This is a genomic window from Methylobacterium sp. SyP6R (genome assembly GCF_019216885.1).
Classification (GTDB): Bacteria; Pseudomonadota; Alphaproteobacteria; order Rhizobiales; family Beijerinckiaceae; genus Methylobacterium.
Genome location: NZ_JAAQRC020000001.1, coordinates 1,821,459 through 1,834,948, shown reverse-complemented (window position 1 = coordinate 1,834,948; position 13,490 = coordinate 1,821,459). Strand labels below are relative to the sequence as shown.

General features: G+C 72.2%; 14 protein-coding genes. 10 read left to right on the top strand and 4 right to left on the bottom strand.

Annotated elements, in window-relative coordinates; genetic code table 11:
• Positions 1-57 precede the first annotated feature (57 nt).
• The 3 genes from HBB12_RS08435 (at position 58) to HBB12_RS08425 (ending at position 3,812) form a co-directional block, all read left to right on the top strand.
• Complete coding sequence (locus tag HBB12_RS08435) at positions 58-1,221, top strand: hypothetical protein (protein ID WP_236988934.1); 1,164 nt, start codon at positions 58-60, stop codon at positions 1,219-1,221.
• A gap of 63 nt (positions 1,222-1,284) precedes the next feature.
• Positions 1,285-2,751 (top strand): YcjX family GTP-binding protein, encoded by a 1,467-nt coding sequence (locus HBB12_RS08430; RefSeq protein ID WP_236988933.1) that lies wholly within the window; start codon positions 1,285-1,287, stop codon positions 2,749-2,751.
• A gap of 8 nt (positions 2,752-2,759) precedes the next feature.
• Positions 2,760-3,812: a TIGR01620 family protein gene (locus HBB12_RS08425; RefSeq protein WP_236988932.1), complete on the top strand. Its 1,053-nt coding sequence runs from the start codon at positions 2,760-2,762 to the stop codon at positions 3,810-3,812.
• Here the strand turns inward: HBB12_RS08425 and HBB12_RS08420 are convergent.
• Entirely contained in the window at positions 3,804-4,709 is a 906-nt protein-coding gene (locus HBB12_RS08420; RefSeq protein ID WP_236988931.1) for a LysR family transcriptional regulator, read from the bottom strand. The genes HBB12_RS08425 and HBB12_RS08420 overlap by 9 nt on opposite strands.
• An 89-nt stretch (positions 4,710-4,798) precedes the next feature.
• On the opposite strand from HBB12_RS08420, the gene HBB12_RS08415 reads away from it, so the two are divergent.
• A complete protein-coding gene (locus HBB12_RS08415; RefSeq protein ID WP_236988930.1) occupies positions 4,799-5,242 on the top strand; it encodes a PACE efflux transporter in 444 nt (147 codons plus the stop codon).
• 12 nt (positions 5,243-5,254) lie between these two features.
• On the opposite strand, the gene pobA is transcribed toward HBB12_RS08415, so the two are convergent.
• The gene (gene pobA / locus HBB12_RS08410; RefSeq protein ID WP_236988929.1) at positions 5,255-6,454 is read right to left on the bottom strand and encodes a 4-hydroxybenzoate 3-monooxygenase; all 1,200 of its coding nucleotides are present in this window, start codon (positions 6,452-6,454) and stop codon (positions 5,255-5,257) included.
• Positions 6,455-6,604: 150 nt separating this feature from the next.
• On the opposite strand from pobA, the gene HBB12_RS08405 reads away from it, so the two are divergent.
• The 3 genes from HBB12_RS08405 (at position 6,605) to HBB12_RS08395 (ending at position 9,083) form a co-directional block, all read left to right on the top strand.
• Positions 6,605-7,504, top strand: a complete 900-nt coding sequence (locus HBB12_RS08405; protein WP_236988928.1) for a helix-turn-helix domain-containing protein — start codon at positions 6,605-6,607, stop codon at positions 7,502-7,504.
• On the top strand, positions 7,501-8,415 hold the full coding sequence (locus tag HBB12_RS08400; protein ID WP_236988927.1) for an aldo/keto reductase: 915 nt from the start codon (positions 7,501-7,503) through the stop codon (positions 8,413-8,415). The genes HBB12_RS08405 and HBB12_RS08400 overlap by 4 nt, the downstream gene beginning before the upstream one ends.
• Positions 8,416-8,696: 281 nt before the next feature.
• Positions 8,697-9,083 carry a hypothetical protein gene (locus HBB12_RS08395; RefSeq protein ID WP_236988926.1) on the top strand — a complete coding sequence of 129 codons (387 nt, stop codon included), beginning with the start codon at positions 8,697-8,699 and terminating at the stop codon, positions 9,081-9,083.
• A gap of 27 nt (positions 9,084-9,110) precedes the next feature.
• Here HBB12_RS08395 and HBB12_RS08390 read toward each other — a convergent pair whose 3' ends face one another.
• Positions 9,111-9,827: a LexA family transcriptional regulator gene (locus HBB12_RS08390; RefSeq protein WP_236988925.1), complete on the bottom strand. Its 717-nt coding sequence runs from the start codon at positions 9,825-9,827 to the stop codon at positions 9,111-9,113.
• A gap of 381 nt (positions 9,828-10,208) precedes the next feature.
• On the opposite strand from HBB12_RS08390, the gene HBB12_RS08385 reads away from it, so the two are divergent.
• Together HBB12_RS08385 and nusG are read left to right on the top strand one after the other, a co-directional pair.
• A complete protein-coding gene (locus HBB12_RS08385; protein ID WP_236988924.1) occupies positions 10,209-10,373 on the top strand; it encodes a hypothetical protein in 165 nt (54 codons plus the stop codon).
• A 34-nt stretch (positions 10,374-10,407) separates the two neighbouring features.
• Positions 10,408-11,067 carry a transcription termination/antitermination protein NusG gene (gene nusG, locus HBB12_RS08380; RefSeq protein WP_236988923.1) on the top strand — a complete coding sequence of 220 codons (660 nt, stop codon included), beginning with the start codon at positions 10,408-10,410 and terminating at the stop codon, positions 11,065-11,067.
• 228 nt (positions 11,068-11,295) lie between these two features.
• Here the strand turns inward: nusG and HBB12_RS08375 are convergent, their stop codons facing one another.
• The gene (locus HBB12_RS08375; RefSeq protein ID WP_236988020.1) at positions 11,296-12,309 is read right to left on the bottom strand and encodes an IS110 family RNA-guided transposase; all 1,014 of its coding nucleotides are present in this window, start codon (positions 12,307-12,309) and stop codon (positions 11,296-11,298) included.
• Positions 12,310-12,849: 540 nt separating this feature from the next.
• Between HBB12_RS08375 and HBB12_RS08370 the strand changes: the two genes are divergently transcribed.
• Positions 12,850-13,488, top strand: coding sequence for a hypothetical protein (locus HBB12_RS08370; protein WP_236988922.1), 639 nt, complete (start codon positions 12,850-12,852; stop codon positions 13,486-13,488).
• Positions 13,489-13,490: the final 2 nt, after the last annotated feature.

Here is a 13,490-nt window from a genome sequence, read left to right as displayed (position 1 = left end):
CATCGGCCGACCCATCGCTTGAGACAGGCTTCGCCTCAGCAACGCAAACCGGCCCCCGTGATCCTCACCACCTTCCTCGCCTTGACCCTCGCGGCCGGCCCCGCGACCGATGCGGGCGCCGCCCTGGTCCGGGACGGTGCCGCGCATCTGCGTGACGGGCTCGCCGCCGCCCTGGCGACGCCGGCACGCGAGATGCCGGTCTACCGGTCCGAGGCGCGGGCGGTGTCGAACTGGCGCAGCGAGACGAAGGATGGGCTCCTGCCGCTCTCCCTCGCCTGGACCGCCTGGGCAGCGCCGAACGACCCCGCCTTCGTCGCCCGCTGCGTCAAGCTCAACAATTACTGGTGCATCAAGCGGGCGCGCTGGGACGGCGAGATCGGCGGCGACCAGGAGGGCCATACCGGCTTTGCCACCGCCGGGCAGGGCGCCGATGCGGCGGTGTCGCTGCTGCGGCGCTATTACGGCGAATACGGGCGCCGCTCGGCCCTGGCGATCGTCCGCCGCTGGGCGCCGGCCGAGTGCGGCGCTCCCGTCGCCGCGCGGGCGCTCGCCCCGGCGGGCCGGGCCTCGCCCGCGCGGGCGGCCACGCCGGCGCTCGCAGCCCTGGCGCCTCAGGGCATCGGCCGCACCTTGAGGGCGCGTTTCCTCGCCAGCCACGGCCGCGGCGGTGCCCCGCGGCGGATCGCGCGGGCGCCGCGCCCCGTCGCCGGCAACGCCCTGCGGGTCCAGCCCTGGTCGGCGCTTGCCCGGATGCAGGGGCGGCCGCGCCAGCCGGTCCGCATCGTCAGGGCGGCGCCGCTCCCCACCATCGCCGCCGGCATCGGTGAGACGGCGCGCCCGAGTGCTGCGATCGAGCCGGGACGGGTCCTCGACGGTGGCCGCCTCGCGGCCGAAGCCGCCGCCCTGCCGACGCTCGCCGCGGCCCCGGTCTCTGCCCTGCCACCGGCCTTGCGCCCGCCGGCACCCTTTTGCGGCTCGGACGAGATCCGCATCCAGAACTACGCCGCCCGCATCGCCGGCAGCGTCGGCGTGAAGCCCGGGGACGATCTCGGCCTGTTCACCCCCGACGGCCACGCCACCGAACGGCTCGCCCCGGTGCTGCTGGCGATGTCCTCGGTCGAGCTCGGGGCGTTGCGGGCGAGCCCGGCCCTCGTCGCCGCGGCGATCGCCCGGGCCGAGGCCGAGCGCGCGGCGAGCCGGCAGGCGCAAGCCGCGCCCTAAACCCTTGCGGAAGCCCCGGCGCCGCGCCACCTCCCCGGACGACATGAAGCGAGAGCGTATCGCGTGCCGCCCCTGACCGACCTCGCCGCGCGTGCCGGCTCCCTCGCCAAGTCCGTCACCGAGGCCACGCGCTCGCTCGCCGAGGCCTCGAACGACCTCCTGGTCCAGCCGACCGTGCGGCTCGGCGTCACCGGGCTCGCCCGCTCGGGCAAGACGGTGTTCACCACCGCTCTGGTGCATCAGCTGACCGGCCTGCACCCGCTGCCGGCGCTCCGCGCCTCGCAGGAGGGCCGCCTGCGCCGGGCCCGCCTGGTGCCGCAGCCCGACGACGCGGTGACGCGCTTCCCCTACGAGGACCATTTCGCGGCGCTGACCGAGACGCGGCACTGGCCGCGCTCGACCGACCGGATCAGCCAGCTGCGCCTCGAGATCGATTACGAGCGCAAGAGCGGCTGGCGCACCGGACCGGCGAGCCTGATGGTCGACATCGTCGATTACCCGGGCGAGTGGCTGCTCGACCTCGCGTTGATCGAGCAGACCTACGAGGGCTGGTCGCGCGAGACGATCGCCGCCGCCGAGCGCCCCGGCCGGACCGCAATGGCGGCGCCCTGGCTCGCCTCCCTGCGGACTCTCGACCCGAACCAGCCCCTCGACGAGATCGTGGCCGAGCGGGCGAGCGAGGCGTTCACGCTCTACCTCGCCGCCGTGCGCGCCGGGCCCGAGGCGGTGGCGACGACGCCGCCGGGCCGCTTCCTGATGCCGGGCGACCTCGCCGGCTCACCGGCCCTGACCTTCGCGCCCCTGATCCTGAACGGCCCGGTCGCGCCCGATAGCTTGGGCGGCCTGATGCAGCGCCGCTTCGAGGCCTACAAGCACCGGGTGGTGACACCGTTCTTCCGCGATCATTTCCAGCGCATCGACCGCCAGATCGTGCTGGTCGACGTGCTGGCGGCGGTCGATGCCGGGGCGGCGGCGCTCGCCGAGCTGGAAGAGGCCCTGGACCGGGTTCTGATGAGCCTGCGGGTCGGGCGCAACACCCTGCTGTCGCGCTTCTTCGCGCCGCGGGCCGACAGGATCCTGTTCGCCGCCACCAAGGCCGACCACCTCCACCATACCAGTCACGACCGGCTCGACGCGCTGCTCCGCCTCCTCGTCGCCCGCTCGCTGCGGCGCACGGAGGCCGCGGGCGCCCATGTCAGCACCCAGGCGCTCGCCTCGGTGCGCTCGACCCGCGAGACGGTGGTGCATGACGGGCCGCACGCCTTCCGGGCGGTGGCCGGCACGCCGGAGGCGGGCGAGACCATCGACGGCGAGACCTTCGACGGCGAGACGGAGGCCGCGATCTTCCCCGGCGAGCTGCCCGAGCGGCCCGAGGCCGTGCTCGAAGGCGCGGTGACGCCGGGCTCGCTGCGCTTCCCGCGTTTCCGGCCGCCGCAGGTCTCCCGCGATGCGCTCGGCCGCCCGGGCCGCCTGCCGCAGATCCGCCTCGACCGCGCCCTGAACTTCCTGATCGGCGACCGCCTCGCCTGAGGGTCCTGATGACCAATCCCCCGACCCACAAGCCCCGCGCCTTCCGCCTGCCGCCGGCCGGCACCACCGAGACGCCGGCTGCGCCCCCGCCGCCCGGCACCGAGACGGCGCTCGCCGACGGGGTGCGGGTGGTGGAGGAGCCGTTCGAGATCGTCGAGGCCGCCGACGGCGTCGCCGTGCCGGTGGCGCCGCGCTCGCGTGCACCGTGGGCGACCTTGCTGCTCTCGGCGCTGGGGGGCCTCGCCTCGCTCGGGATCGGGCTTGCGATCGAGCGGCTGATCGCCGACCTGTTTTCCGCCGCGCCCTGGCTCGGCATCCTGGCGCTCGTGCTGCTGGCGGTGGCGGTGGTGGCGCTGGCGGCCATCGTCTGGCGCGAGGTGGCGGGCGTGCTGCGCGAGCGCCGCATCGAGACGTTGCGCGAAGAAGCCCTCGACGCGCTCCGCTCCCGCGACCACAGCGCCGCTAAGGCGGTGGTGCGCCAGCTCTCCGGCCTCTATGCCGAGCGCCCGGCGATGAGCGCGGCCCGCGCCCGGCTCGCCGCCCTCGACGACCAGATCCTCGACGTAGAGGACCGGATCGGCATCGCCGAGGCCGAGTTATTGGCTTCCCTCGACCGCTCGGCCAAGGCCGCCGTGGCGGAGGCGGCCAAGCAGGTTTCGGCGGTGACGGCGCTGAGCCCGCGGGCGATCGTCGATGTCGGGTTCGTGATCTTCGCAGCCGTGCGGCTGCTTCGCCGCATCGCCACCATCTATGGCGGCCGGCCCGGCCTGTTCGGCTTCCTGCGCCTCGCCCGGGCGGCCCTCGCCCATCTCGCCGTCACCGGCAGCGTCGCGGTCGGCGACAGCCTGGTGCAATCGGTGCTGGGTCTCGGCGTCGCCGCGCGGATCTCGGCGAAGCTCGGGGAGGGGGTGCTGAACGGGCTGATGACGGCGCGGTTCGGGCTGGCGGCCCTGGCGGTGTGCCGGCCGCTGCCGTTCACCCGGGAACCGGTGCCGCGGTTGGGGGATGTGGCGGGGGAGTTGCTGCGGGGGAACGGCGAGGAGCGGGACGGCTCACGGTAAAGCGCCGCCCGCACCGCCGCCGATCCGCTCCGCCGCAAACCGCTCCCGCAACCACGCCGCCGCCGGCCCGCAAGGCCGCTGCTTGTGCCACACCAATTCCAGCGCGATCGGCCAGTCCCCCTGGTCGAACTGCAGATCCGGCGTGACGAGATACGGCGCGGTCAAGGAAGCCGCGATGACGTGGTCGGTGACGAAGGCCCAGCCGATCCCGTGCTTGACCATCTCCAAAATCACCCAGTGGCTCTCGACCCACCACACCTCGGCGGCGACCCGCAGGCGGCGTTTCTCGGGGCCGTCGCTGCGGGCGGCGACCAGGATCTGGCGGTGGCGCTTCAGTTCCTCCCACTCCACCCGCTCCTTGGCCAGCGGATGGTCGCGGCCGCAGACGAGCTTGAGCGGGACCCAGCCGATGGTCTGGAAGCCGAGTTCCGTCGGCAGGACCTCCTGGCGCCACATCACGCCGAGATCGGCCGCGCCCGACTGCACCATGCGGCTGACATCCTCCATCAGCGGGAAGAGCAGCTCCAGTTCGACATAAGGAAAGGCCCGGGCGAACTCGGCGAAGAGGGCACCCAGCGCGTGCTCGGGGTAGAGTTCGTCGATGGCGACGACCAGCCGGTTCTCCACCCGCTGCTCCAGGCTCGTCGCCACGCCGATCAGGTGCTCGCGCCGGTCGAGCACCACCCGCGCCTCCAGGAGCAGCCGTTCCCCCGCCGGCGTCAGGACCGGGTTGCGGCCCGCCCGGCTGAACAGTTCCAGCCCCAGATCCGCCTCGAGATTCGCCACCTGGGTGCTGACGGCCGATTGCGCCTTCCGTAAGACCCGCGCCGCCCCGGAGAACGACCCGGCCTCGGCCGCCGCCACGAAGGCCTGAAGCTGGTCGAAGGAGACAGCCATCCATCTGTTTCCGCGATACGTTCCAACTTGATGCGCGGAGTATCGCAGATAGAACGCGGCGGACCAATCGAAGCGTTCAGAGCCAGACCATGCGCAGCACACGCGACCGGATCCGCCACGCCCTCCTGTTCGAGGCCATCGGCCTCGCGCTCATCATCCCGCTCGGAACCGTGCTGTTCGGGCTGCACGCCTCCCAGATGGGCGTGATCGGCGTCGGCAGCGCCATGGTCGCGACGGGGTGGAACTACGTCTACAATCTCGGCTTCGACCACGCGATGCAGCGACTCGCCGGGCACACGCGCAAGAGCCTTCCCCTGCGGGTGGCCCATGCCGTGCTGTTCGAGGCGGGTCTGCTGGTGATCCTGCTGCCGCCGATCGCCTGGTATCTCGGCATCGGCCTCGTCGAGGCCTTCGTGATGGATATCGCGATCGCGCTGTTCTACGTCGCCTACGCCTTCCTCTTTAATCTGGCCTATGATCGGGCCTTCCCGCTGAAGAGCTGGGGCGAGGTCGCGGCCGAGCCGTCCCGCTGAAGGCCTGTAGGGTCACGCGCCCATGGGCGCGTTACCGGCGGCCATCGGCAGCCCGACGTAATTCTCCGCGAGCGCCGTCTGGGCGGCCTGCGAGCCGCGGATATAGGCGAGTTCCGCCACCTGCATCCGGCGGGCGAACGCGTCCATGTCGGGGAAGCGGTGGGTGAGGCCGGTGAACCACCAGCTGAAGCGCTCGGCCTTCCACACCCGGGCGAGCGCCCGGGCCGAGTAGCCGTCGAGGCCGGACGCATCGCGCTCGCCGTAGCGGAGCGTCAGCGCCTCGGCGAGCATCGCGACGTCGGAGACCGCGAGGTTCATGCCCTTGGCCCCCGTCGGCGGCACGATATGGGCGGCATCGCCCGCCAGGAACAGGCGGCCATAGCGCATTGGCTCGGCGACGAAGCTGCGCAACGGCGCGATGCTCTTCTCGAAGGAGGGACCGCGCACCAGCCCGGCCGACGCCGTGGGGCCCAAGCGGGTCTCGATCTCGTCCCAGAACCGCTCGTCCGACCAATCCTCGATCCGCTCGTCGAGCCCGACCTGGACGTAGTAGCGGCTGCGGGTGGCGGAGCGCATGCTGGCCAGCGCGAAGCCGTTGGCGTGGTTGGCGTAGATCAGTTCGTGATTGACCGGCGGCACCTCGGCCAGGATGCCGAGCCAGCCGAACGGATAGACCCGCTCGTAGACCTTGAGCACGTCGGCCGGGATCGCCGCCCGCCCGACGCCGTGAAAGCCGTCGCAGGCCGCGACGTAGTCGCAGGCGAGGGTCCGAGTCTCGCCGTCCTTCGTGAAGGTGACGCTCGGCCGGTCGCCGGTGAGGCCGTCGAGCCGTAGATCCCCGGCCTCGAACACGATCCGCACGCCGCGGGGCTCGGCGGCGTCGAACAGGTCGCGCATCACCTCCTGCTGGCCGTAGACCGTCACCGCCGAGCCGCGGGTCAGAGCTGCCATGTCGATGCGAAAGATCTCGCCGTCATAGGCGAGGTTGGTGCCGGTATGGACCAGGCCCTCGGCCTTGAGCCGGGCATCGAGGCCGAGCTTTTCCATCAGCGCGACGGTGCCCTGTTCCAGCACGCCGGCCCGCACCCGTCCCTCGACATAGTCGCGGGTGCGCCGCTCCAGCACCACGGCGTCGATCCCGGCGCGGGCCAGCAGATGGGCGAGGAAGAGACCGGCCGGGCCGGCGCCGATGATGGCGACCTGCGTGCGCATTTGGATGTTTCCTTCCATGGCGCCACCGTCTCGGCAGTGGCTGCTCTCTGGCGAAAAGGTGAACCGCGCCAGGCCGGTTGACGATGGACGGGGCGAGGAAAAAGTTGGACTTTTCGTCGACCCCGCCTGTCCCGCCAAGTCCTGCCCGCAATGCGTCTCGAACCCGTCCAACCCCCTGCGGTGCCGCATTTCTTCCTCTACGGCGAGGCGCCGCGGGATGCGGATGACCGCTTCCTGCACCTCGAGGCCTTGGACGATCGCAGCCGCCCGAACCGCTGGACCATCCGCCCGCACGTCCATTCGAGCCTTCACCAGCTGCTCCTCATCGCCGAAGGAGCGGGAGAGATGCGGGCCGAGGCCGAGCGGCTGACCTTCACGGCGCCCTGCCTGCTGGTGGTGCCCGCCGGCACCGCCCACGGCTTCCGCTTCGCCGACGGCACGGTGGGAGCGGTGCTGACCCTCTCGGCGCGCTATCTGCGCGACCTGTGCGGGCGCGAGCCGGACTTGGCGGCGCTCTTTACCGGGCCCGCGGGCCTCGCGCTGCCGGAGCCGGCCCCGGTCGAGGAGGCGGTGGCGGAGCTTGCCCGGGAACTGGCCTGGGCGGCGCCGGGCCGGCGCGGCGCCATCGAGGCCCACCTGATGCTGATCCTGGTTGCCGGCCTGCGCCGGCTTGCCGCGACGCGCGAGCCGGCGGCCCCGCCGGGGCCCCAGGCGCTGCTGACCGCGCGCTTCCGCGAAGCGGTCGAGGCGCATCACCGCCGCGAGCGCCCGCTTATCGCTTACGCCGACGATCTCGGGGTGACCGAGGCGCGGCTACGCGCCGCCTGCCGGGCGGTGACGGGCACGAGCCCCGGCCGGATCATCCGCGAGCGCCGCCTCTTGGAGGCCAAGCGCAGCCTGCTCTATTCCGACCTCGGCATCGCCGAGATCGCCTACGGCCTCGGCTTCACCGACCCGGCCTATTTCTCGCGCTTCTTCGCCAAGGGCACCGGCGAGTGCCCGCGGGCGTTTCGCGACAGGCGCGGCGCGGACAGGGGAGAGACGCGATGACGAGCGGGCACGGACTCACCCGGCAAGGTTTTCTCGGCGCCGCGCTGGCGGCCTCCCTCGGCGGCGGGGCGACCGCGCAAAGCGCCGAGCTGCATCGGCGGCCGATCCCGGCGAGCGGCGAGACCCTGCCGGTGATCGGGCTCGGCACCTGGCGCGGCTTCGATGTCGGGCCGAACCCCGCCGAGCGGGCGCCTTTGCGCGAGGTGGTGGCGACGCTGCTCGCCAGGGGCGGACGGGTGATCGATTCCTCGCCGATGTACGGCCACGCCGAAGGCGTCACCGGCGATCTGGTGGTGCAGGTCGCCCCCCGCGAGCGTCCGTTCCTCGCCACCAAGGTCTGGACCAGCGGCCACGAGGCGGGCATCGCCCAGATGCAGCGCTCGCTCCGGCTCCTGCGCACCGAGCGCCTCGACCTGATGCAGATCCACAACCTGCTCGACTGGCGCACTCACCTGCCGACCCTGCGCGAGTGGAAGGATCGAGGACGGATCCGCTATCTCGGCATCTCGCACTACACCGAGAGCGCCTACGACGCCGTCGAGGCCGTCCTGAAGGCCGAGCGGCTGGACTTCCTGCAAATCAACTACGCCCTGGACGACCGGGCGGCGGAGGAGCGCTTGCTGCCGCTCGCGGCGGACATGGGCGTCGCGGTTCTGGTCAACCGGCCCTTCGGCGGCGGCGGGCTCCTGCGCCGCCTCGCGCATGCCCCGCTGCCGGATTACGCGGCGGAGATCGGCTGCGCCTCCTGGGCCGAGATCCTGCTGAAGTTCGTGGTCTCCCATCCGGCCGTGACCTGCGCGATCCCCGGGACCGCCGATCCCGGCCACATGGCGGCGAACCTGCGCGCCGGCACCGGCCCGCTGCCGGACGAACCTTTGCGCCGGCGCATGGCCGCGACCCTGCCGCTCTGAACCCGGACTGAACGAAAAGAACGGTCAAGTCTCGGATCAGCAAGACGGCGCACAAGCGCGGCCATAATCCAGTCGATCCACGGACAGGCGCGCGGATGCCCGCCATATTGCTGCCGTTCTGCCTGTGTTAATGACGCGCCATCCACATCGCTTCTCGTCCAGCGCGCGACCGCCCGTGTTCGCGCAGCGGGATGTTGCGGTCCGCCGCAATGCTCTGCCACGCCATCGAGAAGCGAGCCGGCCCGTCCCGACGGCCGGTCTCGAACAATCAAGGGGGTCCCATGCTGAAGTCGTCCGTCGCCGCTCTCGTCCTGTGCGCCGCCCTGCCGGCCAGCCTGCATGCGGGGGAGGGGCGGAGCTTCAACGGCACCTGGGCCGTGCAGCTCGTCACCGATTCGGGCATGTGCGACAGCCGCTACAATGTCTCGCTCGCGATCGCCGACGGCGACGTGCGGGTGGCCTCGACGAGCGAGGGCGGCGCGACGGTGAGCGGGCGTATCGGGACGGACGGCCATGTCGGCCTCACCGTCCGCCACGGCTCGACCAGCGGCGCCGCCTCGGGCCGGCTCCAGGCCAATTCCGGCTCCGGCACCTGGAACGTCTCCGCCCTCTGCTCCGGCCGCTGGACCGCGCAGCGCCGCACCGCCCGGGTCGCCCAGGCGGACTAACCGATCGCTGCACGAGGCAGCGATCTCCTACCCATTGGCCTTCGAGCCGGCGCAGAACCGGCTCCAGGCTTGCGCGTGCACGGTGCTGATGATGCCCGACGCCCAGGCCAGGCGGCAATCCGGCATCAGCGGAGCGTTGTGGCTCTCCAGGTGGTAGGTGCCCCGCTGCGAGCCGCGCAGGATCTTCTTCAGGAAGCGGTGCCCCTCCGCCGTCGTCACGGCGGCGTAGCGGTCGAGCAGCCGATCCGGGCTCTCGCCCGCCTCGGCGCAGAGCACCACGTCGTCCGGCTCGTATTTCGGATACATCGACAGGCCGGCGACCCGGAACGCGATGGTGCCGTGCGGCACCGGGAACGGCACCGTGATCCGAAACAGGTCGCCATCCGGCCCGGGCTGCTCGTCCCCGGTCTCGATCAAGCCGCCCGCACTGATCAATCCCTTCACTCCCACGACCTGGCCCACGACCTGACCGCCCTCCGCGAGCGGCTCGGGCGCGTCGTCGTCGCCGAACAAGAGTCCCTTGGCGGAGACCTCAACGCCGTCGCGGCGGAAGCGCGCGGCGTAGCGCTCGGCATCGTCCTGGCCGATGGTCCGGGTGCCCGCTTCATGCGCCCGGTAGGTGCTCTCCGGCCAGGAATTCTGTAGCGCCGCATCCCGCGCCGAGCGGTAGCCGGCGGCGATGCGTGCCTGCCGCAGCCGCTCGCCCTGCACGGCCCGAACCCGGTTCTCTCCCGACTGGATCACCTCAGCGAAATTCCCTGGCACTTGAGGTATTGAGGAAAGTCATTACATCATGTAGCTACTTTGGCCGCAAGGACCATGGCAAGCGGTGTTGTTCGCACCTGCCCTGTCCTGCCACTCTAACCCCGGGGGCAGCCTTGCGCCGTATCCTTCGTTGCGGGAGTCCTCCGATGGTCCACCGATTCTTCGCCCCTCGTCGCGGCCCACCCGACCGCGCGGCCACCCAGCGGCGCAACGCCGGGACGCGAGTGGGCGATCCGGGCTTCTCGTCCCTCGACCGCCTCGGCGGCGAATCGCCGCAAACGGCGATCAGATCGCGGCGGAGCCGGCCCGTCGGGGCCGAAGACGCTCGCGCTGCGCGCCGCGCCGGTGCAGGAGAGGCGCATGAAGGTTGCCCTGATCGTACTCTGGACCCTCGCGGCAGGCGTCGGCCTGTTCCTGATGGTGCGTTCCCGGATCATCCGCACGACCGAGGCGCTGACGCGGGAGGCCGAAAACGGACGGATCACCCCGCCCGACGCGCCGCCGGATCGCCCCGGCGAGCCCTGACCGCATCGGCTCACCGGCAGCCGGGGAGGGCGGCGTGAGCGGCAAGACGCGCCGCATCGCCCGCCGCCGCCGGGAGGCCATCGCGCATGGCCGTCCGCCGGCCGACCGGGCCGCCGAGATCCGGCGCCGACGGCGCCGACGGATCCGCCCGGCCCGGATCGTGCTGGCCGCCGACCGGGTCTGGATGGTCGCCGAGACCAGGCCGCGCTGGGCCGCCCGGGCAGCCGGCGACCTGGAGGCCGCGGGCATCGCCACCTTCGAGCCGCGGGAGGAGATCGAGCTGACTTCTTCCTCGGGCCGCCGCCGCACCGCCCGGGTGCCGCTCCTGCACCGCACGCTCTTCGTCGGCCTGCACGACGACCACGACCTCGGGCGGGTCGAGGGCCATCCCGGAATCGCCCGGGTGCTGTTTCGCGACGGCCGGGCCGTGGTCATCGCGCCTTCGGTGCTCCAGGGCTTCGCCGATGCGATCACCGGCCATGGCAGCGGCGAGGGCGACGGCGACGCGGAGGCGGTGAGGGCGGTCCTGTTCGCCCTCGGCGACGGCGTGCGGGTGACGGCCGGGCCGCTCGCGACCCTGCGCGGCACGGTCGAGGAGGTCGATGTGGGCCGCCGGCGCTACCGGGTCGCCCTGTCGCTGTTCGGGCGCGAGACCCCGGTGGTGCTCGACGAGGAGCAGATCGAGCGCGAGTGATACGGAGTCCGGAAGATCGCTTCCGGCGACTGTATTGCCGGTCAAGGGCCAATCGGCAGTGCCGCGCTTGGTTTTGGCCGTATGGGGGTCAGATCGTTCACCGGCGCGAGCGCGTCAAGGCGGGCGCTGCGCGCCCTCGCGCTTCGCGCGACAAGGCCTTGACCCGCTCCCACCGGCGAACGCCAAGCTCGGCGAGAGGAGCGATGAAGACATCGCTCCTCTCGCTCGTCACGGATCGGATCCCGCAGGGGACGCGGCGTTCTCCTCCCCCCGACCGGCCTCTCCCTGCTGCAACTTGCTCGCCTCGAACGTCGTGTCGTCGCGCACCAGGGCGTTGGCCAGCACCACCAGGCGTCGGCCCGACGCCACGATCGCCACCTTGGCCGGCTTACCCGCCGTTCGCATCGCCCGGTACGGCTCGCGGAAGGCCGGACAGCTGCGCGCCGCCACCATCCCGGCCATGTAGAAGGCCGTGCGCAGGCAGGGACGCCCACCGGCAATCGCGTGGCGGCCCGGGTGAGCCCCGCTCTGGGTCGGATGAGGCGCCATCCCGGCCAGACTGGCCGCCGCCTTGCGGTCGAGCGTGCCGAGTTCGGGCATGTCGGTGATCACCACGCTGGCGATGCGCGAACCGATCCCGGGGATCGAGGTCAGGATCGCGCGCTTGCGCGCCAGGCCAGGCTCGGCGGCGATGCGTGCCTCGAGAGCGGCCTCGACCTCGGTGCAGGCAGCCGTCAGGGCCTTGATCACCGCCCTGTGGCTGTCGGCGATGGCCGGGTCGAGGGCCTGGGCCAGGCGGGTCTTCTCCATGGCGATCAGCTCGGTGAGCTGGCGGCGCCGGGTCGAGAGAGCCTTGAGGGTGATCTGGTCGGGGGTCGGGGCGGGGCGCAGGTGCTCGCTCATGCGCTGAGCAAAGCGGGCGATGAGGGCGGCGTCCAGCCGGTCTGTCTTGGCGATCAGCCCTTCGGCGGAGCGGAACGCCTTGACCTGGCGCGGGTCGGCCAGGGCGACATCGAGCTCAGCTTTACGCAGGGCGGCGATGAGGGGATAGGCGTAGGGGCCGATCGCCTCCAGGGCGACCGTGCGGATCCCGCGCTGCTTGAGCGTCGAGATCAGCTTGGCGATGCCGGTCTCCGTATTGTCCTGACGCACCGGCTTGGCCGCCGGGAAGAAGCCGAGATCGAGGAAGTGCTTGCCGACATCGATGCCGGCCACGGTGGGGATGGTGGCGCTGTGTGACATGGGTGATCCTGTCCTGTACGCGGGCGCCTGCACGAGGCAGGGCCCGATCGACTGTCCGGAGCAGCCATCAGGACATCCGGGATCAGGCCGGAAGGCGATCGTGCGGCCGTCGCCGTTGAGCGACAGGGGACGCAGACCGGGAAACCGTGAGACCGCCGGATGCCCTCGCCGTAGCAGCCTACGGCCACACATCAGGTACAGGATTCCGTATCATCAGCCCGCCCGGCGCCTGAGCGAAGCCGGTTTCCGCATCGCGAAGCGATCAATCGGAAAGGGTATGACAGCCCAAAAAAATCGCGCCCCGCCGAAGAGAACATTTGACGAACATCGACGGGGCGAGTACAAGGTTTTCAGGTTATCCGGGTCTGCGGCCTGCCCTTCGAGGGAGGTGGCTGCTCGACTGCCCCGCCACGCGGGGATGTGTCCCCGGACCCGGCCCACGGCATCACCGAGGCGAAGGGCGGCGCGTGTCCGCGGGCCTCCAGCCGCCGGTTGGCCGCCCCGGACCGTGCCGCGCTCCTCATTTCCCGAAGAGGCGACATGGCCAGGAAGCTCTCGGCACGACGAGTCATCGACTGGGCCGGCATCGCGGCGGCCTATCGGGCGGAGCCGGGGGCCGGGCCGGCCATCGCGCGGCGCTTCGGCATCAGCCCGGCGACGCTCCGGCGCCGGGCGCGGGCGGAAGGGTGGGGGCGCGACGCCCCGCCGGAGATCGCTCCCCCGACCGCCATCACCATCGACGAGGCCCTCGGGGGCGAGCCCCTTCCGGGCGACGTCCTGGGCGGCCACCGCATCGTGGTGGCGCAGGGCGCCGCCCTCACCCTGCGGCTCCTCGACGACCTCCGGGCCGCCATCGCGGAGGAAGCCGAGCCCGAGGACGGCCCGGAGGAGAGCGGGCTTGCCCGTGCGGCGGCGCTGCAGAAGCGCGTCGCGGCGTTGCGCGACCTCGCCGCCGCGGCGCGGCTGTGGATCGCCCTCGAGCGGCAGGCGTGGGACCTCGACGGCAAGGCGGACGGCAGGGAAGAGGCCAAGGGGGATGGACACCGTGACGGCACCGCGCCCCCCGACGCCGCCTTCCGCCTCCTCGACGGCGAGCAGCGGGCCCAGCTCCGCTCCATCGCCGAGCGCCTGGCTCAGGGATCCGCCGGCCCTGATCCGAGCGCTCGACCGGCTCGATAGCG

Coding starts and splice junctions, on each gene's coding strand:
- HBB12_RS08425 (WP_236988932.1), top strand. CDS start 2,760: ATGACCAATCCCCCGACCCACAAGCCCCGCGCCTTCCGCCTGCCGCCG.
- HBB12_RS08420 (WP_236988931.1), bottom strand. CDS start 4,709: ATGGCTGTCTCCTTCGACCAGCTTCAGGCCTTCGTGGCGGCGGCCGAG.
- HBB12_RS08415 (WP_236988930.1), top strand. CDS start 4,799: ATGCGCAGCACACGCGACCGGATCCGCCACGCCCTCCTGTTCGAGGCC.
- pobA (WP_236988929.1), bottom strand. CDS start 6,454: ATGCGCACGCAGGTCGCCATCATCGGCGCCGGCCCGGCCGGTCTCTTC.
- HBB12_RS08405 (WP_236988928.1), top strand. CDS start 6,605: ATGCGTCTCGAACCCGTCCAACCCCCTGCGGTGCCGCATTTCTTCCTC.
- HBB12_RS08400 (WP_236988927.1), top strand. CDS start 7,501: ATGACGAGCGGGCACGGACTCACCCGGCAAGGTTTTCTCGGCGCCGCG.
- HBB12_RS08395 (WP_236988926.1), top strand. CDS start 8,697: ATGCTGAAGTCGTCCGTCGCCGCTCTCGTCCTGTGCGCCGCCCTGCCG.
- HBB12_RS08385 (WP_236988924.1), top strand. CDS start 10,209: ATGAAGGTTGCCCTGATCGTACTCTGGACCCTCGCGGCAGGCGTCGGC.
- HBB12_RS08375 (WP_236988020.1), bottom strand. CDS start 12,309: ATGTCACACAGCGCCACCATCCCCACCGTGGCCGGCATCGATGTCGGC.
- HBB12_RS08370 (WP_236988922.1), top strand. CDS start 12,850: ATGGCCAGGAAGCTCTCGGCACGACGAGTCATCGACTGGGCCGGCATC.